This is a genomic window from Streptomyces liliiviolaceus (assembly GCF_018070025.1).
GTDB lineage: Bacteria > Actinomycetota > Actinomycetes > Streptomycetales > Streptomycetaceae > Streptomyces > Streptomyces liliiviolaceus.
The window spans coordinates 1-26,073 of the sequence record NZ_JAGPYQ010000002.1; the positions used below are offsets into that span (position 1 = coordinate 1).

The window sequence follows — 26,073 nt, forward strand, 5'->3', positions numbered from 1 at the left end:
GTGCGCGGACCGGCGCTGCGGCCCGACGTGGCGATCCTGGACGTGCGGCTCCCCGACAGCGACGGCATCACCGTCTGCCGCGAACTGCGTTCCCGGATGCCCGAGTTGGCCTGTCTGATGCTGACGTCGTTCGATGACGACGACGCGCTGCTGGACGCGATCATGGCGGGGGCGGCCGGTTATGTCCTCAAGCAGATCAAGGGCTCCGACCTGATCTCGGCGGTCCGCACGGTCGGGGCGGGGCAGTCGATGCTCGATCCGGCGACCACCGGCCGGCTCATGAACACGCTGCGGGCCCCGGCGGGCGACGCACCGGCCCCCGACGACGCACGGCCGGCGGGCCTCACGGAGCGCGAGCACGAGTTCCTCGTCCTGATCGGCGAGGGCCTCACCAACCGGCAGATCGGCCAACGGCTCTATCTCTCCGAGAAGACCGTCAAGAACGGCATCTCCCGGCTGCTGGCCAAGCTGGGCGTGGAGCGGCGCATCCAGGCAGCGGTGCTCGCGGCGCGGCTGCCGCCTCCTCGCCGGAAGGGCGATCGGTGAGGTGAGGTGAGGTGAGGTCGGAGCGCGTGCACGGTGAGTCGCTACGGTCACTCACGGCGGTCGCTCTCGGCACGTCGGGTGCTCTCGGCACGTCGGACACTCACGACGCGTCGGGCGCCTGGTGGGGGTCCAGAGGCACCCGCCATGTCAGCCGCGTACCACTTTTGTCGCCGTCGTCGCTGCCGTCCCCGTCTGCGCCGTCGGCGCTGTCCACCCTGCCGCCGCTCTCTCCACCGCCGTCGCCGCTCGCCCCGTTGCCCTGACTGTCCGTCAGCAGCAGTTCACCGCCCCGGTGTCGGGCCCGTTCCGCGAGGTTGCGCAGGCCGCTGCGGCGGCCGTCGCCGCCGGTCGGCATTCCCGTGCCGTCGTCGGTGACGGTGAGCGTGAGGCGACCGTCGCGCACGACCAGGGCGACGTCCACCGCGGTGGCCTCCGCGTGCCGGGCGATGTTGGTCAGTGCCTCGCCCACCACGGCCACGGCGTCCTCGGCGACCTCACCGGGTACGTCGACGTCGAGCAGCCCCTCCATCCGCAGGGAGGGTGTGAAGCCCAGGACCGCCGCCGCTTCCTCCAGGGCGCGCACGACCCGGACCCGCAGTCCCACGGCCGCGGTCTCGTGCGCGCGCAGGCCGAAGATGGTGGACCTGATGATCTTGATGGTGGTGTCGAGGTCGTCGACGGCCCGGCCCAGCCGCTCGGCGGCCTGCGGATGCTGGACGAAACGCTGTGCGCTCTGCAGGGTCATGCCCGTCGCGAACAGCCGCTGGATGGCGAGATCGTGCAGGTCGCGGGCGATGCGGTCGCGGTCCTCCAGCAGGCTCAGCTGCTCGGCGTCCCGGCGCCGGTCCGCCAGCTCCATGACGAGCGCGGCCTGTCCCGCGAAGTTGAGGAGCGACATGGTCTCCCGCTCGTTGAACGGCGGGCGGCCCGCGCCACGGGCCAGCATCAGGACACCGCGCAGTCCGTCGTTCGTTCCCAGGGGCACGGCCACGGCGGGGCCGAGCCCGTCCCAGCGGTCGGGTCCGTAGGTGATCCTCTTGTCCTTGCGTACGTCCGTCGTGGTGACGAGGGTGCCCGCCGTGAGTGCCGCGCCCGCGAAGGTCCCCTCCCGGGGCAGCAGCAGGCCCAGATGGGTCTCGGCCTGGCGGCCGCGCGCCAGCACTCCGCGCAGATCGCCGGTGCCCTCGACGATCAGGTCGACGACACCGAGGTCGGCCGCGGTGATCTCCCGGGCGCGTTCCAGCATCACTTCGAGGACCTGTTCCTGGGGCACGTTCGAGAGCAGTTCGCTGGTGATCTCCGCGCCGGCCGCCAGCCAGCGCTCCCGCAGACTGACCTGTTCGTAGAGGCGGGCGTTCTCGATGGCCACGCCGGCCGCCACGGCCAGCGTCGACAGGACGGCCTCGTCCTCCGGGTCGAACTCCCCGCCGCCGCGCTTCTCGGTGAGGTAGAGGTTGCCGAAGATCGTGTCGCGGACGCTGATCGGTACGCCGAGGAAGGTGTGCATCGGCGGGTGGTGGGGCGGAAAGCCGGAGGACGCCGGGTGGCCGGAGAGTTCGGCGATCCGCAGCGGCTCGGGGTTGCGGATGAGTTCGCCGAGCAGACCGTGTCCGGACGGCAGTTCGCCGATCTGTGCCCATGTCTCTTCGTCGATGCCCACGGGCACGAACTGGTCCAGCTGTCGCTGCTGTCCGATGACTCCGAGGGCGCCGTACTCCGCGTCGACCAGCACGATCGCGGACTCGACGATCCGGCGCAGCACCTGTGCGAGGTCCAGTTCGCGGCCCACCGACAGAACGGCTTCCAGGAGTCCCTGGAGGCGGTCCCGGGTGCCGCGGACGGTTTCTATACGCCCCTGGAGCTCGTCGAGCAGTTCGTCGAGCCGCAGCTTCGGCACCTGCTCGCGCAGGTCACGGCCGTCTCCCCCGTGACGGCCTGCTCCACGACCGGGCTCTCCACGGTCGGCTTCACCGTGGCCGCTCCCACCGCTCCCGTATCCGCCCCCGCTCATGGGCCCCTCCACATCGGGAGCCGACTAGACGTCGCCCCCCGGTCTTTCACCGTAACCGGTGAACGCCGACGTGGCATCGCGGAGTTGGGCCACTCGTGCCGGGTCCGTCCGCGGACATGGCCTGGCGGCCTTCGGACGCCACCCGTACGGTGTGGATCACCCGCACCCTCATCCGTAGCAAAGGCGGTCCTCCATGGCCTTGTTCGACCTTCCCCTCGATCAGCTGCGGGAGTATCGCAGCGCGTCCGTGGAGCCCGAGGACTTCGACGCCTTCTGGGGAAAAACACTTCAGGAGGCGCGCGAACACGACCTGGACGCCCGCTTCGAGCCGGTCGAGACGCACCTGCGGAACGTCACGGTGCACGACGTCACGTTCGCCGGGTTCGGCGGTCACCCGGTGCGGGGCTGGCTGATCCTTCCGGCCGGGGCGGACGGGCCGCTGCCCGCGGTCGTGGAGTTCATCGGGTACGGCGGCGGACGCGGCCTCCCGCACACGCATCTGCTGTGGGCCTCGGCCGGGTTCGCGCACTTCGTGATGGACACGCGGGGGCAGGGCGGCGCGTGGGGCGGCGGCGGTGACACGCCCGATCCGGTGGGCAGCGTGCCCGCGTATCCCGGGTTCATGACACGGGGTGTCGACGCTCCCGAGAACTACTACTACCGGCGGGTGTTCACCGACGGGGTGCGGGCCGTGGAGGCCGCGCGTTCGCATCCGCTGGTCGATGCCTCGCGGACCGCGGTCGTCGGCACGAGTCAAGGGGGCGGCATCTCGATCGCGGTGGGCGGGCTGGTGCCGGATCTCGTGGCGGTCGCGCCCGATGTTCCGTTCCTGTGCGACTATCCGCGCGCGACGCGGCTGACGGATCGGGATCCGTACCGGGAGATCGGGAACTACCTGAAGACGCACCGGGGGCGGACCGGGGCGGTGCTGCGCACGTTGTCGTACTTCGACGGGGTGCACTTCGCCGCGCGGGGGCGGGCGCCCGCGCTGTTCTCCGCGGCGCTGGAGGATCAGACGTGTCCGCCGTCGACGGTGTTCGCCGCGTTCAATGCGTGGGGGCATGCCGACAAGGGGATCGAGGTGTACGACTTCAACGACCACGAGGGTGGGGGGCCTTATCAGGAGGCGGTCAAGTTGGCTTGGCTGCCGGCGTATTTCTGAGCGGGGGGTTGTTGGGGGGCGGGTGTCCGAAGTCGGGTGTCGGGTGTCCGGTGTCGGGTGTCCGGTGTCTGCGGGTTCGCTGTGGCTGGTCGCGCAGTTCCCCGCGCCCCTGAGGGGGTGAGGGTGAAGGGTGGCTTGCGGGTGCGGGTCCGTCGTGGTGGAGCGCGCCGTTCCCCGCGCCCCTTGCGGGGCTTTCGGGCTGCTCGACCTGGACGCCCCGGTGGCCGCGTACTGGCCGGAGTTCGCGGCGGCGGGCAAGGGGTCGGTGCTCGTACGGCATCTGCTGAAGTGGTGCGCCGCGTCTCGGGGTTGCTGCCGGGCGCGTTCCTGCGGCGCGAGGTGACCGGACCCCTCGGTATCGACTTCGGCATCGGGTTGCCGGAGTCGGAGGCGGGGCGCGCGGCCGAACTGGTGCATCCGCCGACCGCCGAGCCCAGCGAGCAGCGGCGATCTTCAGCCAGTTGGCGCCGGTGGCACTGGCCGCGCTGACGAACCCGGTGGCGGGTGCGCGCGAGGCCGACACGGCGGCGTGGCGGGCCGCCGAGATCCCCGCCGCCAACGGCCACGGCACGGCGCGGGCGATCGCCGCGCTGTACGGGATCGTCGCCGGCCGGGGCTCGTACGGGACGCACCGCGTCCTGTCCCCCGAGGCCGCCGAGCGGGTCCGCGAGGGGCAGGGCGCCTGCCGTGACCTGGTGCTGGGCACCGGTTTCAAGGGCGAGACGGAGATCGGCCTGGGGCTGTGGCTCAGCGGCTCCAACCGCTCCTACGGCCCCAACCCCCGCGCTGTCGGGCACGACGGCTTCGACGGCTCCTGCGGTCTGGCCGACCCGGAGGCGGGCGTCTCACTGGGGTACGTCATGAACCGGATGGGCCCGCACATCGCCGACGACCCGCGGAAGACGGCACTCGTCGACGCCCTCTGCAGCGCGCTCCGAGGGCGGAGCGGGACGGGCTGAAATCGGCCGATCCGCCGGGACGCACTTCCAGCATGGTTTAGACCAATGCTAGAGATGGTCGCTCACGAGGAACCGCGCCCTCCGGCCCCATGACCAGGGCCGCGGGAGCGCGGGTCCACAGCCCGCACGGCTACGTCTTGTCACAAGGGGAGCGCGGACATGGCCCGCAGCACCACGCACGATGACCCACAGCCGCTGTACGCGCGGATCGCCTCGGAGCTGCTCGGGGCGTTGCGCGACGGATCCGTTCCGCCCGGCGAACGGCTGCCGGGCGAGCGGCAGTTGGCAGCGCACTTCGGAGCCAGCCGGGAGACGGTCCGGCAGGCCCTCGACATCCTTCGCCGGGACGGCCTGGTCGCCACCGACCGGCGCGGCACCCATGCGAAGCTGCCCGGTCTGCCGGTCGGGCATCTCCCGTCGCTCGGCTTTCCGCTCGGCGCCGACACGACTCCGTCCCGCGCCGTCGACCGGGCCACCGTGGCCTGGGAGACTCCCCCGCCGGAACACGCGGCGGCGCTGGGGCTGGCCCCGTGGCGGCCGACGCTGGTGCACCGCTACGAGTCCGCCGCACCGGACGGGCACGGGCGGCGGACCGCGGTGACGTCGTTCTCCGCGGTCGCGCTCGCGGAGGTCGAGGAACTCGCCCGCTACCGCGACCGCGCCGACGGCACGGCGTCGGCGCAACTGCGGCGCGTGTACGACTGGATGCGCCGGGCGGGGCTGACCCTGCACCACCGCGACTCCATCACCGGGCCCGGCGACGCGGCCTCGGTGCGGGTGACACGGCGGGTGCACGACCAGTACGCCCGCCCCCTGGAGATCACCGATCTGGAGGTGAATGCCCAGCAGGACGCACTGGTCTACGAGTTCACGCTCCCGGCGGTCGCCGAGCCGCACGGAACGTGACCGCCGGCCGGAGAGCCGCACGGGGGCTCCGGCCGGCGGGTGCGGGGGTCAGCGGGAACCGGGGGCGCCGACCGCCTCGCGGTGCTCGTCCTCCTGTCCGGCCGGGGCGCGCCGCGGCAGCTTGGCGCCCTCGATGTCGACGTCGGGCGTGACGCGGTCGAGCCAGCCGGGCAGTCCCCAGGCGCGGCGGCCGATGAGGGCCATGACAGCCGGGACGAGGGTCATCCTGACCACGAACGCGTCGACGAGGACGCCGAAGGACAGGGCGAAACCGATGGACTTGATGATCGGGTCGTGGTTGAAGACGAAGCCGCCGAAGACCGCGACCATGATCAGCGCGGCGGCGCTGACCACCCGGCCGCTGCGCGCCACTCCGTGGACGATGGCCTCGGAGGCGCTGCCCGTCCGCTCGTAGTGCTCGCGCATCCGGCTGACCAGGAAGACCTCGTAGTCCATGGCGAGCCCGAAGAGGACGCCGATGAGCAGGACGGGGAGGAAGCTGGTGACGGGTCCGGCGGACGGGATGTCGAGGACGCCGTTCAGATGGCCGTTCTGGAAGACCCACACGGTGGCGCCGAGGGACGCGGCGACCGACAGCAGGAATCCGAGGGCGGCCTTGACCGGGACCAGCAGCGACCGGAAGGCGATGGTCAGCAGGATCAGCGCGAGGATCACGATGATGGCGATGAACAGCGGCAGGGCGTTCGACAGTTTGCCCGCGACGTCGATGGCCGCGGCGGTGGCGCCGGCGATGTAGAGGGTGCCGCCCGCCTTGTCGATGCTGGGCGCGTTGTCCCGCAGCCGGTGCACCAGGTCGGTGGTGGCCTGGGCGTCCGGGCCGGTCTTCGGCACGACCGCGACGATCGCGAGGCTGCCGTCCGGGTTGGTGACCGGCTTGGCGACGGCGGCGACCCCGGGGTCACCGGCCAGGCTCGTACGCAGCCGGGTGAGTGTCTCCGTGCGGTCGGCGGCCGGGATGCCGCCGGTGTCGACGACGGCGGTGACGGTCGCGTTGAAGCCGACCCCGAAGCCCTCGCTGAGCAGGTCGTAGCTCTTGTGCTGGGTGCTCTCGACGGGCTGCGAGGCGTATCCGGGAAGGCCGAGGCGCAGATCGCGGGCGGGCAGGGCGAGCGCGAGGAGGCCGACCACGCCCACCAGGAGGACGATGACGGGCTTGCCGGTGACCAGCCGGGCCCAGCCCAGGGCCCAGGAGCCGGCGGCGCGCTCGGAGCGGCGGGGGCGCGGACGCAGGCGCTCGCCGAACATGCCCAGCACCGCGGGCACCAGGCTGATGGCGATGAGCACGGCGAGCAGGACGGTCACGGCGGCGGCCAGGCCCATGATCGTGAGGAACGGGATGCCGGTGACCGCCAGCGCGGAGAGCGCGATGATCACGGTCGCTCCGGCGAAGACGACCGCACCGCCCGCGGTGGCGACGGCCCGTGCGATGGAGTCCTCGACGTCCATGTCGGGGTCGGCGAGCTGCTCCCGGTGGCGGGAGAGGATGAACAGGGCGTAGTCGATGCCCACCGCCAGGCCGATCATGAGGGCGAGCACGGTGGCGGTGCTGGTCATCTCCACGAAGCGGGAGACGAACTGGACGCCCAGCACACCGATCGCGACCCCCACGACGGCGGTCAGCAGCGGGAGTCCGGCCGCGATGAGGGAGCCGAGCGCGAGGGCCAGGACGGCGAAGGCGATGACGACGCCCACGATCTCCGCCGGGCCGCCGACCTCGGTCTGCGGCTGCATCGCCGAGCCGCCGAACTCGACTTCGAGCCCGGCGTCCCGGGCCTGCTCCATCGCGTCCGACAGGGCGTCCTTGGACGTCTGGGGCACGCTGTCGGCCGCCTGGCGGAACATCACGTCGGAGTAGCCGATGCGGCCGTCCCGTGAGACCGTCCCGGTGCCGGCCGGGTCGGAGACGTTGACGACGCCGGGCACCTCGGCGGCCTTCTTCAGGCTCGCGGTGAGGGCCGCGTCGGCCTTGGAGTCACTGAGCGTGTCCCCCTCGGGCGCGGCGAAGACGACTCGGGCCACCCCGCCCGCGGCGGCCGGGAACTTCTCCTTCAGCAGCTCCTGGGCCTTCTGGGACTCGATCCCCGGCACCGAGAACTCGGTGCTCACCTTGCCGTGCAGGGTGATCCCGAGGCCGCCGACCACGGCGAGCAGCAGCAGCCAGACGGCCAGGACCCTGCCCCGGCGGCGTACCGCCCATCGTCCCCAGGTGTACAGGCGTGACGCCATGACCCGTCTTCCTCCCTCTCCCCGCGGCCCTCGATCGGACCACGACATCTCTACACCCTAAAGCATTTTTACAGTCGGATGTAAATTAACTACGGGTGGTAAAGTGGTGTCATGATGAGTGACGGCCTACGGGAACGCAGCAAGGCACGACGCCGGGAGGCGATCGTCCGCGCGGCCTACGAGCTGTTCGCCGACCGCGGGTTCGAGGCGACGACGATCGCCGACATCGCGGCGGCCGCCGAGGTCTCACCTCGTACAGTGACCCTGTATTTCCCTTCGAAACTGGAACTGGCGATGTCGGAGTTCGACTCCGTCACCGACCAGGTCAGGGCCGCCGTGCACGACCGGGAGCCCGGCCTCACGATCCTGGACGCGCTGGAGCGCTGGCTGCGCGAGGAGCTCGCCGAGCCCAAGGGCATGGCGGATCTCACCGACCGCGTGCTGGAGCTGAACCCGCAGCTGCGCGCGGTGGCCGAGGCGCGGCTGACGGAGGTCATCAAGTTCGGCGCGAAGATCCTCGCCGAGGAACAGGGCAGTTCCCCCGACGACTTCGGACCGCGCATGGCGTCGGCCGCCGCCGCCGCGGTGATCAGCGAAGTGTGCTACCGGCCCCAGGAGGCCGACATCGACACGGCGATGGCCTTCCTGCGCGCCGGACTCGCGACCCTGCCGCCCGGCCCGGCCTCCTGAAGGACGTGCCCCGCGACCGCCGCCGCGAGGCGGTCACACGGTCGCCGCTCTCTTGAAGTACAGGCGCACGATCGAGCCCCTCGGATCGAAGGTCTCCGTCAGCAGATCGCTCAACTGACGCACCACCCACATCCCATGACCCCGCTCGGCCCGGCGGTCCGGCGGCAGATGCCCCGGGAAGGGCGGCGCCGGGATCTGCCTCGCCGTACCGATGTCGGTGACCTCGCAGATCACGTACTCGACGTCGTTGCGCAGGCGCAGAACTCCTCGGCCGCCCCCGTGGCGCACGGAGTTGACCATCACCTCGTGCACCGCGGCGACCATGTCGTGCGTCCGCTGCTCGGGTACTCCGAGGTCACGGGCGTAGCTGCGCAGGGCGTCCCGTGCGTGCGCCGACCGGTCGCGGCCGAAGGGGATGTCGTCATGGCCGGCGGGCAGTGCGGCGGGCGCCGCCACGTCGCACTCGGCACAGAAGTCGGCCGGATCCGCATAGCGGCCACTGACCGTCGACTCCCCTGCCCCCAAGGCGAGTTCGGGATGGGTACGGGTCGCCGAACGGACCACCACGGCCGGCAGGACCCTGGTGTCGTACGGGCAGAGTATCCAGTGACCGGTGCCCGCGAAGGCCACGTTGAGCAGGGATTCGTACCGCATCCACTCACGTGTCTCGAACTCCGTGCGGCCCGGCCAGACGGGCTCGCCGATGATCCGGACCCGCGAGGGGCGGCCCACCCCGCCCGTGCCGTGCTCCGCGCAGTAGGCGTGATAGCGGCCCAGCGTGCGGGACGGGCAGCCGTACCAGTCGTCGGCGCGGACGAACTCCACCGCGCACGAGCGCGCGCCGAGCGCCCGGCCCAGGAGACCGATGTTCCGGGGCGCGAGGACCGCGAGGACGGTGTCGTCGGCGTGCAGACCGTCGAGGGCGAAGGTGGCCGCGCCGTCGAGGAAGTCCGCGTCCGATCCGTAGCACAGCGCCTGGTGGACGAACGCCTGACGTGTCATGGCATCGCTGCCTCCTTCACGTCGCCCTTGTCGAGGCGCAGACCGGGGATCCTGTCCCAGCCGGTGACACGCATGAGCCGCTGGATGTGCGGGGCGACACCGCGCAGGACCAGGGTGCCGCCGGAGGTGTGCAGGGACAGGGCCGAGAAGACCAGCAGGCGCAGCGCGCCCACGTCGATGAACGCCAGCTCCCGCAGGTCGAGCCGGATGCTCGTGCCGTCGGCCGAACGGGCCCGGGCGCGGATCGTCTCGGCCTGCAGCGCGCGGGCCAGGGCCGTCACGTTCGTGTCGTCCACCTCGCCGGCGAGCGCCAGGCCCGGCGGGGCGAAGGTGCGGGTGATGGAGAGCAGTTCGTCGCGCCACACCAGGTCGGCGGCGACCCGCCCGTGGTGCAGCCCGTCGAGCGGCGCCAGTTCGACGTCGTCGAAGACCCTGCGGTCGTACTGGCAGATCCCGAGGACCGGCAGGGAGGCGAAGACGGGTTCCAGGAGGAGTTCGCTGTCGTGCAGCGTCTTGAGCCCCTTGCCCGCCTGGCCGCGCATGATCTCCATGCTGACGCGCAGGCCGAGATAGCCGTCCCCGACCGCACGCCGCGTCTCACGGCGGATCACCTCGTCGAGGTCCCACAGCCCCTCGGGCGTCCCGAGGTGCGGGTCCACCGTCAGGCGGCCCGCGGCGAGTTCGTCGTCGACGGCGCAGCCACGGGACTCCAGGAAGGTGAGCGCGAGTTCGGCCGGCAGATCGGCCGGGCCCAGCACCAGCCCCCGGTGCCCGCTGGCGAGCCCGTCGAGGAGGAACGCGGCGACCACGGTCTCGCGCTCCTCGTCCGCGTCGTAACCGAGCAGCAGATGGTCCCCCGCACGCATCTCTCCGACCGCTCTGAGCGCGGGCACAACTTCCATTTCCCGCACCTCCCAGATCTCCCGCTCGGTGTGCCGGAACGCCTCCACGCTACGCCCGTCGACACCTGTGCGAGAGGATGAGTACCTGATTTCCGTCACCCCGCCAGGACTCGGACACGGGCGTCGCGGAGCGTTAGGGTGACCGCCATCGGCCGGTGAGGAGGAGCGATGGGCGCCTCGGTACGCAGCGGCAGGAGCGGCAATCTTCCCGCCGAGCCCAATACGTTCGTCGGCCGCACGTCCGAACTCGCCCGGATCGGTTCCCTGTTGGGGTCCACGCGTCTGTTGACCCTCACCGGCCCCGGAGGCGTCGGCAAGTCCCGGCTGGCGCTGCGGGCCGCACACACCGCACAGGACGCGTTCTCCGGCGGAGTATGGCTGGTGGAACTCTCCGACCTGCAGAACGCGGACCTCCTCACGAACGCGGTGGCGGAGGCGACACGGCTGACGGAACAGACGCTCCGCCCGCTCCTGGTGGCGGTCTGCGAGCACCTCGACGACGGGCCGCTGCTGCTCGTCCTGGACACCTGCGAGCACGTACTCGCCGAGTGCGGCCGTGTCGTCCAGGAACTCCTCGCGCGCGTACCGGAGTTACGGATCCTGACCACCAGCCGTCAGCCGCTGGGCGTGCCCGGTGAGCATCTGCTGTCGCTGGCACCGCTGCCGCTCGGCGAGCACGCCGACGCGGTGGCGCTGTTCACGGCCCGCGCCGCCGCCGCGGTGCCGTCGTTCACGCTGACCGACACCAACCGGGCCGACGTCGCGGCGGTCTGCGCCCGGCTCGACGGGATCCCGCTCGCCCTGGAACTGGCGGCGGTACGCCTGCGCGGTTTCCCTCTCGACCGTCTGCTGCAGGGCCTCGACTCCCGCTTCGACCTGCTCGTCTCGCCAGCCCGGCCCCGGCTCGCCCGGCATCAGACACTGCGCACGGCGATCGGCTGGAGCCATGAGCTGTGCACCCCGCTGGAGCGGCTGCTGTGGGCCCGGCTGTCCGTGTTCGCGGGCGGCTGGGACGTGGAGGCCGCCGAATTCGTGTGCCACGGCGGCCCGTTGGATGCGGAGGAGATCCTCGCCCTGCTCGCGTCGCTCACCGAGAAGTCGATCGTCACCCGGGAGACCGACAGCGTGGCCGGGCGCTACCGCATGCTCGACACCATTCGCACCTTCGGCGCCGACTGGCTGGAAGGCCTCGGCGAACAGGACGCCGTACGCGCCCGTCATCTCGACTACTTCCGCTGGATCGCCCGGCAGGGGGAGGCCGAGTGGCTGGGCCCCGGCCAGCGCATGTGGGCCGAACGGCTGAGTGTGGAGCACGCCAATCTGCGGGTCGCGCTGGAGGAGAGCCTGGCGGCGCCGGAGCCCGAGCCGGCGCTCGAACTCACCGGCACACTCTGGTACTTCTGGTTCGCGTGCGGCTTCGCCGACGAGGGGCGCGGCTATCTGGAGCGGGCGCTGCGCCGGGCACCCGAGGGCGTCCCCGGGCACACCCTGGCGACCTGGACCCACCGGCTGGTCACGGTCGTACCGGACGACGTGGACGCGGCCGAATCCGTGAGCGCGGCGTATGTCTGGCTGGCCCAGGAACGTCAACTACCCATCTCCGCACTGCCGTTGACGGGGGCGAGCCTCGCGGTGCGCGGCGAGTCGGCGCGGTCTGCCCTGCTCTACGGCAGCAACACCCAGGGGCCGGGGGCCGGGGGCGGCGCGGAGTTCTTCCAACTGCTGACGCTGGCGGTGCAGGCGTATCTGCTCGCCGGGCAGGGCGCGTTCGAGCGGTGCGCGGTGGTCGCGGAGCGGCTGCGTCTCGACTGCGCGAAGCGGGGGGAGCTGTGGATGCGGGCCTGGGGCGACTTCTTCGTCGCCCTCGCCGGTATCGGGCTCGGGCGGCCGGAGGCGGCGCTGCGTTCCGCGCGCGAGGCGCTGGCCGCCAAGTGGCGCGTCCACGACCGATTGGGCGCGGCGGCCGTCGCCGACCTCCTCATCGCGGCGGAGGCCGCCGCCGGCGAGCCCGAGCGCGCGGCCCGTCTTCTGGGCGTGGGCACCCGGCTCTGGTACACGGCCGGACTCCCCCAGCTCGCCGACATCGAGGCGACCGTCTTCCGCCGGGAGTACGCCCGCGAGCTCCGGGCCGCCCTCGGCGACACCGGTTTCGCCGATGCCGTGCGCGAGGGCCGCGGGCTGGACCCGGAGGCGGCGATACGGCTCGCGCTGAACGGCGTGGCGGACGAAGTGGATCTCTGACGCCCGTTGGCGGATCTCTCACGTCCGGAAACGGATCTCTGACGTCCGGAAGCGGATCTCCGACGTCCGACCGTCCGGTAGGCCGCCGCGGTCGAGCGACGGATTGCGGAAACGGCGCACGGGCCTAGTGTCGACAGCATGTCCACCGGTGGGCACCACGGACCGGGCGGACGTCGGGCCGCTCCCTCAGCCGAACACGCGACGACACGAAACGAGAGGCACCCCCATGGCGACCTTCACCACCAGCGACGGCACCGGGATCTTCTACAAGGACTGGGGCACCGGACAGCCGGTCGTCTTCAGCCACGGCTGGCCGCTCAACGCCGACGCCTGGGACGGTCAGGCCCGCCTGGTGGCCGACAACGGCTTCCGCGCGGTCGCCCACGACCGCCGGGGCCACGGCCGCTCCGATCAGCCGTGGCAGGGCAACCACATGGACCGGTACGCGGACGACCTGGCCGAACTCATCGAGGGGCTCAACCTCGACAACGTGATCCTCGTCGGTCACTCGACCGGCGGCGGCGAGGTGACCCGTTACATCGGCCGCCACGGCACCCGGCGGGTCGCCAAGGTGGTCCTGCTGGGCGCCGTACCGCCGCTGATGCTGAAGACCGCGGACAACCCCGAGGGCACCCCTCGTGAGGTGTTCGACGGCATCCGCGCCGGCGTCGAGGCGGACCGCTCGCAGTTCTACTGGGACCTCAGCGAGTCGTTCTACGGCTTCAACCGGCCCGGTGCCACGGTGTCGGAAGGTCTGCGCCGCTCCTTCTGGCTGTGGAGCATGCAGGTCGGCCTGAAGGCCGCGTACGACTGCGTCGAGCAGTTCTCCGAGCAGGACTTCACCGAGGATCTGCGCGGCATCGACGTCCCCACGCTGGTCGCGCACGGCGAGGACGACCAGATCGTGGCCATCGGGGCCGCCGCCCTCAAGACGGCCCAGATCGTCAAGGACGCCACGCTCAAGACGTACCCGGGCGCCCCGCACGGCCTGGTCGGCGAGTTCGAGAAGGCCTTCGACGCCGACCTGCTGGCGTTCATCAAGAGCTGACTCCGACGCACGGGCCGACATCCACGTACCAGCCGACCTCGACGTACGAGCCGACTTCGACGTACGCACCGGGCCCGCGCCTCCGCCCCTGCGGGCCCGGGCTCAGAGCCAGCCGTTGCGCCGGAACCCCCGGTGGATGCCGAGGCAGAGGCCGGCGATGACACAGAGGGCCAGCGGATAGCCGTACCTCCAATGCAGTTCCGGCATGTGGTCGAAGTTCATGCCGTAGAGGCCGCAGATCATGGTCGGGACGGCGACGATGGCGGCCCAGGCGGTGATCTTGCGCATGTCCTCGTTCTGGGCGACCGTCACCTGGGCCACATGGGCCTGGAGGATCGAGTCGAGCAGCCCGTCGAAGGCGTTGATCTGCTCGGTGGCGCGGGCCAGGTGGTCGGCCACGTCACGGAAGTAGGGCTGGATCTCCGGGGAGAGGGCGACCGGCGGCTCGTGGGCGAGGATCTGCAGGGGCCGGTGCAGCGGGATCACGGCGCGCTTGAGTTCCAGCAGCTCGCGCTTGAGCTGGTAGATCTGGCCTGCGTCGCCGCGGGCGGTGCGCTCGGCGAAGACCGCGGTCTCGACGGCCTCTATGTCGTTCTGCACGGCGTCCGTGACGTCGAGGTAGTCGTCGACCACCTGGTCCGCGATGGCGTGCAGGACCGCCGAGGGCCCTTTACGGAGCTGGTCGGGCAGGCGTTCCAGGGCTTCGCGGAGCGGCCCCAGGGAGCCGTGGCTGCCGTGCCGGATGGTGATCACGAAGTCCGGGCCGACGAAGACCATCACCTCGCCGGTGTCCACGACCTCGCTGGTCGCGGTGAGCTGCTCGTGCTCGACGTACCGGACGGTCTTGAAGACGGCGAACAGCGTGTCGTCGTAGCGCTCGACCTTCGGCCGCTGGTGCGCGTGGATCGCGTCCTCGACGGCCAGCGGATGCAGGCCGAACAGCTTGGCGAGGCCGGCGAACTCCTCCTCGGTGGGCTCGTGGAGACCGATCCAGACGAAACCGTCCCGGCTCTCGCGGGTCCGGCGGACCGCCTCGCCCGGCGCCCAGTCGCCGGGCTGCCGTCCGCCCCCGCGGTAGACCACGCAGTTCTCCACCGCGCTGCCGAGGGGGGAACGGGCGGGATGGCTGAGGTCCACCGTGCGGCGATAGGCGCGGCGGACCACCCTGCTGAGGTTGCGGATCATGGGCACTGACTGGGCTCCTTCGGTGACCGGGTCAGTGTGCCACCGGTCCACGACCTCCTCGTGCCACCGGTCCGCGACCGCTCCGTGCCACCGGTCCACGACCGCTTCGCCCACAGGTGCCCCGCGCGACCGGGGCGGGCGACCCCCTCGGGGCCGCCCGCTCCACGGGCCTGTCGCTATTCCTCTGCCTGGCCGATGTTCACCATCCAGGGGATGCCGAACCGGTCCGTACACATCCCGAAGACGTCGCCCCACATCTGTTTCTCCAGCGGGACCATGACCGTGCCACCGGCGGACAGCTTCTCCCAGTAGCCGCGCAGCTCGCTCTCGTCGTCGCCGCTCAGGCTCACCGAGAAGTTGCCACCCGGCCTGTACTCCATGCCCGGTGGGGTGTCGGCTGCCATCAGGGTGAAGCCGCTCGGGGTCTCCAGCATGGCGTGCATGATCTGGTCTGCCTCCGGGATGCCCGGCGAACCGGCCTCCCCGAAGGTGTTCAGTGCCAGCGTGCCGCCGAAGACCTCCTTGTAGAACTCCATCGCCGGCCGGGCGTCGCCGTCGAAGCTGATGTAGGGATTGAGGCGTGAAGCCATGAAAACCTCCCAGATCGGACGAATCGAGCAGTTGTCCGCAGACTAGCGCGGGCCACTGACAACGGCCTCGGACCAGGCGATCGGCCGCTCCCGACCGCCTCGGTCACCCCGAACCCCCGTCACCCCCGGCGTCAGCCCTTGGTCAGCTCCTTGAGCGCGGTGTTGAGTTCGAGGACGTTCACCCGGGGCTCGCCCATGAAGCCGAGGGTGCGGCCGTCGGTGTGCCGGTCCACGAGCTGCCGCACCCGGGCCACGGACAGGCCGTTCCGCTCGGCGACCCGGTGCACCTGGAGGTCGGCGTAGGCCGGGGAGATGTCCGGGTCGAGGCCCGATCCGGAGGACGTCACCGCGTCGGCGGGGACCTGGGAGGGCCTGACCTTGTAGTCGGCCGTCGAGTTGTCCTTGACGACCTCGGCCTTGGCCTCCTTCACCCATGCGATGAGTTCGGCGTTGTCGCCGGAGCGGTTGGTGGCACCCGAGAGGATCAGCTTGTACTGGGTGTTGACGGAGTTCTCGCCGAGGCCGTTCGCCGGCCGCGGCTGGAAATAGTCGAGTCCGTAGTCCTGCTGGCCGATCAGCGAGGAGCCGACGACCTTGCCGCCCGAGGTGATCTCCGACCCGTTCGCCTTCGAGTTGAAGAGCGCCTGGGCGACGCCCGTCACGGCGAGCGGGTAGAGCACTCCGCAGACGACGGTGAGGACCAGGAGCGCCCGCAGCCCCGCGCCCAGCAGCCGGGCGGTGTTCGTGACCGAGTTGTTCATGACGATCAGCACGCTTTCGAGGAAGGTCGGGGAGTTACAGCCCGGGGACGAGGGAGAGGAGCAGGTCGATGATCTTGATGCCGATGAAGGGCGCGATCAGTCCGCCCAGGCCGTAGATGCCGAGGTTGCGCCGCAGCAGCCGGTCGGCGCTGACCGGCCGGTAGCGCACTCCGCGCAGGGCGAGCGGTACCAGCGCGATGATGACCAGCGCGTTGAAGATCACCGCGGAGAGGATCGCGGAGTCCGGCGAGGACAGCTGCATGATGTTGAGCTTGTCCAGGCCCGGGTAGACCGCGGCGAACAGCGCCGGGATGATCGCGAAGTACTTGGCGACGTCGTTGGCGATGGAGAACGTCGTCAGCGCGCCCCGGGTGATGAGGAGCTGCTTGCCGATCTCGACGATCTCGATGAGCTTGGTCGGGTTGGAGTCGAGGTCGACCATGTTCCCGGCCTCCTTGGCGGCCGAGGTGCCCGTGTTCATGGCCACCCCCACGTCCGCCTGGGCGAGCGCCGGCGCGTCGTTCGTACCGTCGCCCGTCATCGCGACGAGCTTGCCGCCCGCCTGCTCCCGCTTGATGAGCGCCATCTTGTCCTCGGGGGTCGCCTCCGCGAGGAAGTCGTCGACGCCCGCCTCCTCGGCGATGGCCCTGGCCGTCAGCGGGTTGTCGCCGGTGATCATGACGGTCCTGATGCCCATGCGGCGCAGTTCGTCGAACCGCTCGCGCATCCCGTCCTTGACGACGTCCTTGAGGTGGATGACACCCAGCACACGGGCGCCCTCGGTGTCGTCGACGGCCACGAGCAGCGGGGTGCCGCCCGCCTCGGAGATCCGGTCGGCCCGGTCCGCCACGTCCTCGGTGACCGTGCCGCCCCGCTCCTTCACCCAGGCGACGACCGAGCCGGCCGCTCCCTTGCGGACCCTGCGTCCGTCGACGTCGACGCCGGACATCCGGGTCTGGGCGGTGAAGGTGATCCACTCGGCGTGCGCCAGCTCGCCCTGGTGGCGCTCACGCAGCCCGTACCGCTCCTTCGCCAGGATGACGACGGAACGGCCCTCGGGGGTCTCGTCGGCCAGCGAGGAGAGCTGGGCGGCGTCGGCGAGTTCCGCCTCGGTGGTCCCGGCGACGGGCACGAACTCGGCGGCCTGCCGGTTGCCCAGCGTGATGGTGCCGGTCTTGTCGAGCAGCAGCGTGGACACGTCTCCGGCGGCCTCGACCGCCCGGCCGGACATGGCCAGGACGTTGCGCTGCACCAGCCGGTCCATGCCGGCGATGCCGATCGCGGAGAGCAGCGCGCCGATCGTGGTCGGGATGAGGCAGACGAGCAGCGCCACCAGCACGACCATCGTGAGGTGCGTGCCCGCGTAGTCCGCGAACGGCGGCAGCGTGGCCACCGCGAGGAGGAAGACGATCGTCAGCGAGGCGAGCAGGATGTTCAGCGCGATCTCGTTGGGCGTCTTCTGCCGGGCGGCGCCCTCGACCAGGTTGATCATGCGGTCGATGAAGGTCTCGCCGGGCTTCGTGGTGATCTTCACGACGATGCGGTCGGACAGCACCTTCGTGCCGCCGGTGACGGCCGAGCGGTCGCCGCCGGACTCACGGATGACCGGGGCCGACTCCCCCGTGATCGCCGACTCGTCGACGGAGGCCACGCCCTCGACGACGTCACCGTCGCCGGGGATGATGTCGCCGGCCTCGCAGACGACCCGGTCGCCGATGCGCAGGTCGGTGCCGGGAACCGCTTCCTCCTCGGCACCGCGCAGACGCCTGGCCACGGTGTCGGTCTTGGCCTTGCGCAGGGTGTCCGCCTGCGCCTTGCCGCGGCCCTCCGCCACCGCCTCCGCCAGGTTGGCGAAGATCACGGTCAGCCAGAGCCAGGCGCTGATCGTCCAGCCGAACCAGTCGCCCGGGTCCTTGAACGAGAAGAGCGTCGTAAGGACCGAGCCGACCAGCACCACGAACATCACGGGGGACTTGACCATCACCCGCGGGTCGAGCTTGCGAAAGGCATCCGGCAGCGACTTGACCAGCTGCTTCGGGTCGAAGAGACCCACGCCGACCCGGCCTTCGCCGACGGTGCGTGCGGCCGGTGCGCCGGTGTCGGCACCGGTGTCACTGTCGCTGTCGGGGTGTATGTGTGTCGTCATGATGCCAGCCCCTCCGCCAGCGGACCCAGCGCGAGCGCGGGGAAATACGTGAGACCGGTGATGACGAGGATCGCGCCCACCAGCAGTCCGGTGAACAGCGGCTTGTCCGTGCGCAGGGTGCCCGCCGTCTCCGGTACGGGCTTCTGTCCGGCGAGCGAGCCGGCCAGCGCGAGGACGAACACCATGGGCAGGAAGCGGCCGAGCAGCATCGCCACGCCCAGGGTGGTGTTGAACCACTGGGTGTCCGCGTTCAGGCCCGCGAAGGCCGAGCCGTTGTTGTTGGCGGCGGACGTGTAGGCGTACAGGATCTCGGAGAAGCCGTGTGCCCCGGTGTTGGTCATCGAGTGGCCCGGCGTCGGCAGGGCCATCGCGGCAGCGGTCAGGACGAGTACGAGTGCCGGGGTGATGAGGATGTACAGCGCCGCGAACTTGATCTCGCGGGTGCCGATCTTCTTGCCCAGGTACTCGGGGGTGCGGCCGACCATCAGACCGGCGATGAACACCGCGATGATCGCCATGATCAGCATGCCGTAGAGGCCGGAGCCGGTGCCGCCGGGCGCGATCTCGCCGAACTGCATGCCGAGCATCGTGATGCCGCCGCCGAGGCCCGTGAACGAGGAGTGGAAGGAGTCCACCGCGCCGGTCGAGGTCAGGGTCGTGGACACCGCGAAGATCGACGAGGCGCCGACGCCGAAGCGGGTCTCCTTGCCCTCCAGCGCGCCGCCCGCGAGGTCGAAGGCGGGGCCGTGGTGGGCGAACTCGGTCCACATCATCAGGGCGACGAAGCCCACCCAGATGGTGGCCATGGTGGCGAGGATCGCGTAGCCCTGCTTCAGGCTGCCGACCATCCGGCCGAAGGTGCGGGTCAGCGAGAACGGCACGACCAGGAGCAGGAAGATCTCGAAGAGGTTCGAGAACGGGGTGGGGTTCTCGAAGGGGTGGGCGCTGTTGGCGTTGAAGTAGCCGCCGCCGTTGGTGCCGAGTTCCTTGATGGCCTCCTGGGAGGCGACCGCGCCGCCGTTCCACTGCTGCGAGCCGCCCGAGAACTGGCCGACCTCGTGGATGCCGGAGAAGTTCTGGATCACTCCGCAGGCGACCAGGACGATCGCGGCGACCACGGACAGCGGTATCAGGATGCGGACGACCCCGCGGACGAGGTCCGCCCAGAAGTTGCCGAGGTCGCCGTTCCGGGTGCGCGCGAAGCCTCGTACGAGGGCGACGGCGACCGCCATGCCGACGGCCGCGGAGACGAAGTTCTGCACGGCCAGACCGGCGGTCTGCACGACGTGGCCCATGGCCTGTTCGCCGTAGTACGACTGCCAGTTGGTGTTCGTGACGAAGGAGACGGCGGTGTTGAACGCCTGGTCCGGGTCGATCGAGGAGAAGCCGAGCGAACCGGGCAGCACACCCTGCAGGCGCTGCAGGAGGTACAGGAGGAGCACACCGGCGGCGGAGAAGGCGAGGACTCCGCGCAGGTACGCGGGCCAGCGCATCCCGGTGTCCGGGTCGGCGCCGATGCCCTTGTAGATCCATTTCTCGACGCGCAGATGCCGGTCCGAGGAGTAGACCCGGGCCATGTGGTCGCCGAGGGGGCGGTAGGCGAGTGCCAGCGCCGCTATGAGTGCCAGCAGCTGAAGGATGCCGGCGAGTACGGGGCTCATGTCGTGCTCAGAACCTCTCGGGGAACACAAGGGCGAGGACGAGATAGCCCAGCAGGGCGACGGCCACGATCAGGCCGACAATGTTCTCGGCGGTCACAGCTTCGTCACCCCCTTGGCGACGAGGGCCACCAGCGCGAAGAGCGCGATCGTGGTGACGACGAAGGCCACATCGGCCATCGTGAGCTCCTGAATGAGGTTCCGGATGCGGTGCCGGTGCCCCGGCGGACCGCGCCAGTGCCCCGGCCGAACGCCTTGACCTTCAGAGCAAACATCCGACGGAACCGCTCGCGGCGCACGTTGACGGCTCCCTGACGCCGTTCATCACGCTCTTGACGGATCTCATACGCCCGTACGACGCACCGCTGCGGAACCGGGGCCCGGAGCGGACCCAGGAGTCACCCCGAGCGGCTAAACCGCAGGTCCGGGCCTCGTGGCCACCACCATCCGGCAGCGCGGGCTGCCGTCGTCCCTGCGGCCGAACTCGGACAGGGCGTGCAGTTCGACGGTGAAGCCCGCGCGGGTCAGTTCCCGTCGCACGTCGTCGAGCCGGAACGCGCGGTAGTACATGACGAACGGCGGACGCCACACCGCGTTGCGCACCTTCATCGCCGCGTCGAAGCCGAGCATGGCCCAGTAGCCGGGCGAGCCGGGGCGGGCCGGCGCCATGATCGGGAAGGCGAACCGGCCGCCGGGCCTGAGCACCGAGTGGACCTGCTCGAACAGCCCGGGCAGTTCGCGGGGCAGGAAGTGTCCGAACGCCCCGAAGCTCACCACCAGGTCGAAGACCGGGCCGAACGGCAGGGCCAGGGCGTCGCCGCGCACCCAGGTGGGGGACGGTCCGCCGGGCCGGTCACGCCGTCGCGCCTCGGCGAGCATGCCCGCGCTGATGTCCACGCCGGTGACGCTCTCCCGGCACACCGTGCCCAGCACGTCCATGCCCGCGCCGGTGCCGCAGCACAGGTCGAGCCCGCGCCCGAACGGCCCCATGCCCGTCAGGGCCCGCTCGACGGCCCGCAGGAACGCGTCCGGCGTACGGAACGGGGTGTGGTCGAACTTCGGCGCGAGGAGGTCGTAGCCGTGCTCGACGGACGACAGCGCCTGCACGGCGAGTTCGCGGAACGTGGGGCCCTGAGGGGTGAACATCGTCGATCAGCTTAGAGCTTCCGGCGGGTTTCCCGGGGACTTCCGGTGGGCTTCCCCTGCGCTTCTCACCAGGCTTGCGGCCAGGGCGCGGCCTTTCGGACGGTCCCGGGCACTGTCACCCTCGACATCGAGGACGTTCCGCCCAGGGAAAGGCTGTACCTGCCCCATGAGCTCCTTCCGCCCCGCACCCGCATGGCTGGCCGACGCGGTCTTCTACCAGATCTACCCGCAGTCGTTCGCGGACTCGAACGGCGACGGGATCGGTGACTTCGACGGCATCCGCGAACGGCTGGACCATCTGGCGTGGCTCGGGGTGAACACCGTCTGGCTGAACCCGTGCTTCGCCTCGCCCTTCGGGGACGCCGGGTACGACGTCGCCGACTATCTGAACGTGGCCCCGCGCTACGGCTCGAACGACGACCTCGCAAGGCTCGTCGACCAGGCACGCGGCCACGGAATCCGCGTACTCCTCGACCTGGTCGCGGGACACACCTCCGACCGGCACCCGTGGTTCACCGCGTCGGCGGACGATCCCGACGACCATCGCTACATCTGGGCGGCCGAGGGTCGCCCGGACGGTTTCGTGGCCTCGCCCGGCAGCCGTCCGGGTGCGTATCTGCCGAACTTCTTCACCTTCCAGCCCGCCCTCAACTTCGGTTACGCACGCACGGATCCGGCCGAGCCGTGGCGTCAGCCGGTGGACGCGGAGGGGCCGCGCGCCAACCGGGAGGCGCTGCGCACGGTCATGGACCACTGGCTGGGCCTCGGCTTGTCGGGCTTCCGCGTCGACATGGCCGCCTCGCTCGTCAAGGACGACCCGGGCAAGACGGAGACGAGCAAGGTCTGGACGGAGTTGCGTCACTGGCTGGACCGGACGCACCCGGACGCGGTGATCCTCTCGGAGTGGGGCGAGCCGGAGGTGTCCGTCCCGGCGGGGTTCCACACGGACTTCTTCCTCCAGTTCGGCGGTCCCACCGACGGTCTCGCGCTGCGCTCGCTGTGGAGCAACGGCTCCGGGACCGTCAACCTCGACTGGGATCCGCTCGACTGCTTCTTCGACCCCAGCGGCAAGGGTTCGCCGCGGCCGTTCGTCGAGGCCTGGCAGCAGGCGTCGGCGGCCCTCGGCGACAGCGGCTTCATCTCGCTGCCGACCGCCAACCACGACTTCTCACGTCTCAACTGCGGGCCGCGCTCGGCCGAACAGCTCCCGGTGGCCTTCGTCTTCCAGCTGACCTGGCCCACCCTGCCCGCGATCTACTACGGCGACGAGATCGGTATGCGCTACATCCCGGACCTCCCCGACACGGAGGGCAGTGTCCTCGGGCCCGCCTACAACCGCGCCGGTTCCCGTACGCCGATGCAGTGGGACGACGGCCCGAACGCCGGTTTCTCCACGTCCGATCACCCCTATCTCCCGGTCGACCCGGACCCCGGCCGCCCCACCGTCGCCGCCCAGCGCGCCGACGACACGTCCCTCCTGCACCTCGTACGCCGTCTCATCGCCCTGCGCACGTCCACGCCCGAACTCGGCCCGGACGGCTCGGTGGAGGTGGTGCACGCGGGCTACCCCTTCGTGCACGTACGCGGCGGACGGTATCTCGTGGTCGTCAACCCCCGTGAGGAGCGGACGAGTTGCCCGCTCGGGGACCTCCGGCCCGGTCGGGCCCTCGAAGCGTCCGGTGTCGTCACCGACGGCGGCACGCTCACCGCGGAGGCGTTCGGCTACGGAATCTTCGAGCTGACCCCGTAGCAGCGCATCCAGCAGGCCGACATCAGCCCGGCCGGCACTCCGCGAGCCGCCTGTACAGGAAGCGCCGCTCGGCGTCGTTCTCCACCAGTTCCAGCGCCTGTCCGTATGACTCGGCGGCCTCCTCCAGACGTCCCGTGCGCCGCAGGAGGTCCGCCCGGGTGGCGGGCAGCAGGTGGTAGTCCGCCAGTTCCCCGCTCTCCTCCAGGTCCGCGACGAGAGCCAGCCCGGCCTCGGGGCTCTCGGCCATGCCGACGGCCACCGCGCGGTTGAGGCGCACCACGGCGGACGGAACCCGGCGTTCCAGTTCGGCGTACAGACCGGCGATGTCCGCCCAGTCGGTGTCCTGTGCCGTGGCCGCGGTGGTGTGGCAGGCGGCGACGGCAGCCTGGATCTGGTACGGGCCGGGCCGCCCCCGGCGCAGCGCGGTCTCCAGCAGGGTGGCGCCCTCGTCGATCTCCGCCCGGTCCCATGCCGTGCGGTCCTGGTCCTCCAGCGTGACCAGTTCCCCGGCCGCGTCCACGCGGGTGCCGCGCCGGGCGTCGTGCAGGAGCAGCAGCGCGAGGAGGCCGAGCACCTCGGGTTCGTCGGGCATGAGGCGGGCCAGCACCCGGGCCAGCCGCACGGCCTCCGCGCAGAGGTCCGTACGGATCAGGTCCGCGCCGGACGACGCCGCGTACCCCTCGTTGAACAGCAGGTACAGCACGCCGAGCACCCCCGTCGTGCGTTCGGGGAGCAGATGCGCGGGCGGCACCCGGTACGGGATGCCGGCGTGACGGATCTTCCGTTTGGCCCGGACGAGGCGTTGCGCCATCGTCGCCTCGGGGACGAGGAAGGCGTGGGCGATCTCGGGTGTGGTGAGCCCCGCGAGGGTGCGCAGGGTGAGGGCGACCCTGGCCTCGACGGGCAGCGCGGGATGGCAGCAGGTGAAGATCAGCCGCAGCCGGTCGTCCGTCACCCCGCTGTCGTCGTCGGAGTCCGGATCCCGCGGGCCGCCGGGTCCCCCGTCCCGTGCCAGCATCGCGGCCTCCCGCAGTTTCGCCGCGCCCACGGCTCTGCGGCGCGTCACGTCCATGGCGCGGTTGCGCGCGGTCGTGGTCAGCCAGGCGCCGGGGCGGCGCGGCACTCCGTCGCGCCGCCACCGGTCGAGGGCCTGGGCGAAGGCGTCCTGTGCGCACTCCTCGGCGAGGTCCCAGTCGCCGGTCACCCGGATCAGGGTGGCGACGACCTGGCCCCACTCCTCGCGGAAGGCGGCGCCGACGGCCTCCTCGACGCCGTCCGCGCCTCTGTCCTTCTCCACCTCTTCGGCGCCGCTCATTCCCAGATCGGCCGTACCTCGACCGATCCACCGCCCAGCGCGGCCGGATGGCGGGAGGCGAGCGCGATGGCCTCGTCGAGGTCGGCGACCTCGATGATGTCGAAGCCGGCGATGTACTCCTTGGACTCCGCGAACGGGCCGTCGCTGAGCAGTACCTCGTCGCCCTGGACGCGGACGGTGGTGGCGTCGGCGGCCGGCCGCAGCCGTGCGCCGCCCTTCACCATGCCACCGGCGCGCACATGGTCGATGTACGAGGTGAAACGGGGGTCGTCGGCGATCTCCTCGGGGCTCAGCTCCTCACCGTCGACGGGTGTGCAGATGAACATCACGTACTTCATGTTTCCTCCCGGTGGCGATGCACGGGTGTGATCGCGGTACGCGATCGCGGTGTGCAGAGGTCCTTGCACCCCACCGACGAACGGGCCCGGGCCGGATCGACACACCCTCCATGATTGCTCCGGCGGGCCGCCCTCACACCCGTACGGCCTTCACACGCGTACGGGGAGTTCCTGGACGCTGTTGCCCACGAAGCTGGCGCCGCGGGCGAGGTCCGCCTCGGGGACGGCGAGGTCGAGGCCGGGGAAGCGTGTGAACAGGCGTTCCAGGGCGATGGCGGACTCCATCCGGGCCAGCGGGGCGCCGAGGCAGTAGTGGGCGCCGTGGCCGAGGGACAGATGCCGGGCGGCGCCGGGCCCGGCGGGCCTGGTGACGTCGAAGAGGTCGGCGTCGGGGCCGTGCGCGGCCCGGTCGCGGCCCGCGGCCGAGTAGCCGGCGAGGACGGGGGTGCCGCCGGGTATGAGAGTGCCGTCGACGGTCAGGTCGCCGACGGGATAGCGGAAGGGGAAGTAGCTGACCGGCGCGTCCCAGCGCAGGGTCTCCTCGACGACGTCGGCCCAGCCCGCCTCGCCCCGCACGACCTGTTCCAGCTGGTCCCGGTGGCCGCACAGGGCGCGTACGGCGTTGGTGATCAGGTTCAGCGTGGTCTCGTGCCCGGCGATGATCATCAGGACCAGGGTGCCGAGGAGTTCCTCGTGGGTGAGCCGGTCGCCGCCCTCGTCGCGGGCGGCGATCAGCGCGCTGGTGAGGTCGTCGCCCGGCCGCTCGGTCCTGGCCTGGACGACCGCGCCGAGGACGGCCATCAGTTCCCGGTTGGCGGCCAGCGCGCGCTCGGGGCCGATGTCGGTGGCGACGACCTGGCTGGAGAGGTGGTGCAGCCGGTCGCGGAACTCGGCGTCCACGCCCAGCAGTTCACCGATGACACCCATCGGCAGGGGCATCGCGAAGTGCGCGCGCAGATCGGCGACTCCCCCGCCGTCGCGGGCCGCACGCTCCAGGCCGTCGAGCAGTTCTTCGGTCAACTCCTCTATGCGCGGGCGCAGTTGCTCGACCCGGCGGACGGTGAACGCCTTGCTGACCAGTGAGCGCAGCCGCCGGTGGTCGTCGCCGTCGGCGGTCGTCATGCCCCGTACCGTCGCGAAGGTGGCGAGGGGCCAGCCGGGGGCGATGCGGCCCTCCCGCAGCGCGGTGAAGTGGCTCGCGTCCTTGGCGACTTGAGGGTGCGCGAGGAATTCCTTCAGCGCCTCGTGCCCCAGGACCGCCACACCGTCCACCCCGCCGGGCAGGACGACCGGCGCCACGGCTCCGCGGGCGAGAAGGCGCGCGTTGTCGGCGTGCGGGCAGCCGCCGGCCGGGTCGAGACGGTGCGGCCCGTCGGACGGACGGGGCGTACCGGATGTACCTGCCGTGTGGTTCGACGGTTCTGCTGCCGTGCTGTCCAACGCGATCTCCTGACTGCGGTCGACGGCAGT

At 71.2% G+C, this 26,073-nt stretch carries 21 protein-coding genes and 1 pseudogene; 8 read left to right on the forward strand and 14 right to left on the reverse strand.

The genetic code is table 11. From position 1 onward, the window contains the following. Nucleotides 1-546 (forward strand): response regulator (locus J8N05_RS35800; RefSeq protein WP_210890615.1); only part of this gene is annotated, 546 nt, incomplete at its 5' end. A 100-nt stretch (nt 547-646) separates the two neighbouring features. On the opposite strand, the gene J8N05_RS35805 is transcribed toward J8N05_RS35800, so the two are convergent. Then, complete coding sequence (locus J8N05_RS35805; protein ID WP_210890616.1) at nt 647-2,557, reverse strand: sensor histidine kinase; 1,911 nt, start codon at nt 2,555-2,557, stop codon at nt 647-649. 193 nt (nt 2,558-2,750) lie between these two features. On the opposite strand from J8N05_RS35805, the gene J8N05_RS35810 reads away from it, so the two are divergent. The 3 genes and pseudogenes from J8N05_RS35810 to J8N05_RS35820 all read left to right on the forward strand — a co-directional run bounded on the left by J8N05_RS35810 (nt 2,751) and on the right by J8N05_RS35820 (nt 5,584). Then, on the forward strand, nt 2,751-3,719 hold the full coding sequence (locus tag J8N05_RS35810; protein WP_210890617.1) for an acetylxylan esterase: 969 nt from the start codon (nt 2,751-2,753) through the stop codon (nt 3,717-3,719). Between the two features lie 196 nt (nt 3,720-3,915). Continuing rightward, nucleotides 3,916-4,678 (forward strand): annotated as a pseudogene (locus tag J8N05_RS35815) (serine hydrolase domain-containing protein); the annotation flags it as partial. 159 nt (nt 4,679-4,837) lie between these two features. Continuing rightward, complete coding sequence (locus J8N05_RS35820; protein WP_210890618.1) at nt 4,838-5,584, forward strand: GntR family transcriptional regulator; 747 nt, start codon at nt 4,838-4,840, stop codon at nt 5,582-5,584. A 48-nt stretch (nt 5,585-5,632) separates the two neighbouring features. Here J8N05_RS35820 and J8N05_RS35825 read toward each other — a convergent pair whose 3' ends face one another. Beyond that, nucleotides 5,633-7,831 (reverse strand): MMPL family transporter, encoded by a 2,199-nt coding sequence (locus J8N05_RS35825; protein ID WP_210890619.1) that lies wholly within the window; start codon nt 7,829-7,831, stop codon nt 5,633-5,635. 111 nt (nt 7,832-7,942) lie between these two features. Between J8N05_RS35825 and J8N05_RS35830 the strand changes: the two genes are divergently transcribed. Further along, nucleotides 7,943-8,521 (forward strand): TetR/AcrR family transcriptional regulator, encoded by a 579-nt coding sequence (locus tag J8N05_RS35830; RefSeq protein ID WP_210890620.1) that lies wholly within the window; start codon nt 7,943-7,945, stop codon nt 8,519-8,521. 33 nt (nt 8,522-8,554) lie between these two features. On the opposite strand, the gene J8N05_RS35835 is transcribed toward J8N05_RS35830, so the two are convergent. Beyond that, nucleotides 8,555-9,523: a sensor histidine kinase gene (locus J8N05_RS35835; RefSeq protein ID WP_210890621.1), complete on the reverse strand. Its 969-nt coding sequence runs from the start codon at nt 9,521-9,523 to the stop codon at nt 8,555-8,557. Beyond that, entirely contained in the window at nt 9,520-10,425 is a 906-nt protein-coding gene (locus J8N05_RS35840; protein ID WP_210890622.1) for an MEDS domain-containing protein, read from the reverse strand. Before J8N05_RS35840 ends, J8N05_RS35835 begins: the two co-directional genes overlap by 4 nt. A gap of 168 nt (nt 10,426-10,593) precedes the next feature. Between J8N05_RS35840 and J8N05_RS35845 the strand changes: the two genes are divergently transcribed. Together J8N05_RS35845 and J8N05_RS35850 are read left to right on the forward strand one after the other, a co-directional pair. Beyond that, nucleotides 10,594-12,666 (forward strand): ATP-binding protein, encoded by a 2,073-nt coding sequence (locus J8N05_RS35845; RefSeq protein ID WP_210890623.1) that lies wholly within the window; start codon nt 10,594-10,596, stop codon nt 12,664-12,666. 226 nt (nt 12,667-12,892) lie between these two features. Then, nucleotides 12,893-13,714, forward strand: a complete 822-nt coding sequence (locus J8N05_RS35850) for an alpha/beta fold hydrolase (RefSeq protein ID WP_210890624.1) — start codon at nt 12,893-12,895, stop codon at nt 13,712-13,714. Between the two features lie 102 nt (nt 13,715-13,816). Here J8N05_RS35850 and J8N05_RS35855 read toward each other — a convergent pair whose 3' ends face one another. The 7 genes from J8N05_RS35855 to J8N05_RS35885 form a co-directional block, all read right to left on the reverse strand. Continuing rightward, complete coding sequence (locus J8N05_RS35855; RefSeq protein WP_210890625.1) at nt 13,817-14,899, reverse strand: magnesium and cobalt transport protein CorA; 1,083 nt, start codon at nt 14,897-14,899, stop codon at nt 13,817-13,819. Between the two features lie 176 nt (nt 14,900-15,075). Further along, nucleotides 15,076-15,489 (reverse strand): VOC family protein, encoded by a 414-nt coding sequence (locus J8N05_RS35860; RefSeq protein WP_210890626.1) that lies wholly within the window; start codon nt 15,487-15,489, stop codon nt 15,076-15,078. Between the two features lie 131 nt (nt 15,490-15,620). Then, nucleotides 15,621-16,250 carry a potassium-transporting ATPase subunit C gene (locus J8N05_RS35865; protein ID WP_210894031.1) on the reverse strand — a complete coding sequence of 210 codons (630 nt, stop codon included), beginning with the start codon at nt 16,248-16,250 and terminating at the stop codon, nt 15,621-15,623. A gap of 34 nt (nt 16,251-16,284) precedes the next feature. Beyond that, nucleotides 16,285-18,396, reverse strand: coding sequence for a potassium-transporting ATPase subunit KdpB (gene kdpB / locus J8N05_RS35870; RefSeq protein WP_247706823.1), 2,112 nt, complete (start codon nt 18,394-18,396; stop codon nt 16,285-16,287). After that, a complete protein-coding gene (kdpA, locus tag J8N05_RS35875; RefSeq protein WP_210890627.1) occupies nt 18,393-20,057 on the reverse strand; it encodes a potassium-transporting ATPase subunit KdpA in 1,665 nt (554 codons plus the stop codon). Before kdpA ends, kdpB begins: the two co-directional genes overlap by 4 nt. 7 nt (nt 20,058-20,064) lie before the next feature. Beyond that, a complete protein-coding gene (gene kdpF, locus J8N05_RS35880; RefSeq protein ID WP_055544543.1) occupies nt 20,065-20,154 on the reverse strand; it encodes a K(+)-transporting ATPase subunit F in 90 nt (29 codons plus the stop codon). Between the two features lie 311 nt (nt 20,155-20,465). Beyond that, nucleotides 20,466-21,200, reverse strand: a complete 735-nt coding sequence (locus tag J8N05_RS35885; protein WP_210890628.1) for a class I SAM-dependent methyltransferase — start codon at nt 21,198-21,200, stop codon at nt 20,466-20,468. Nucleotides 21,201-21,366: 166 nt separating this feature from the next. On the opposite strand from J8N05_RS35885, the gene J8N05_RS35890 reads away from it, so the two are divergent. Further along, nucleotides 21,367-22,950: an alpha-amylase family glycosyl hydrolase gene (locus J8N05_RS35890; RefSeq protein ID WP_210890629.1), complete on the forward strand. Its 1,584-nt coding sequence runs from the start codon at nt 21,367-21,369 to the stop codon at nt 22,948-22,950. Between the two features lie 22 nt (nt 22,951-22,972). On the opposite strand, the gene J8N05_RS35895 is transcribed toward J8N05_RS35890, so the two are convergent. The 3 genes from J8N05_RS35895 to J8N05_RS35905 all read right to left on the reverse strand — a co-directional run bounded on the left by J8N05_RS35895 (nt 22,973) and on the right by J8N05_RS35905 (nt 26,043). After that, entirely contained in the window at nt 22,973-24,265 is a 1,293-nt protein-coding gene (locus J8N05_RS35895; protein ID WP_210890630.1) for an RNA polymerase sigma factor, read from the reverse strand. Further along, the gene (locus tag J8N05_RS35900; RefSeq protein WP_210890631.1) at nt 24,262-24,603 is read right to left on the reverse strand and encodes a YciI family protein; all 342 of its coding nucleotides are present in this window, start codon (nt 24,601-24,603) and stop codon (nt 24,262-24,264) included. Before J8N05_RS35900 ends, J8N05_RS35895 begins: the two co-directional genes overlap by 4 nt. A gap of 150 nt (nt 24,604-24,753) precedes the next feature. Then, complete coding sequence (locus tag J8N05_RS35905; RefSeq protein WP_210890632.1) at nt 24,754-26,043, reverse strand: cytochrome P450 family protein; 1,290 nt, start codon at nt 26,041-26,043, stop codon at nt 24,754-24,756. Nucleotides 26,044-26,073 lie beyond the last annotated feature (30 nt).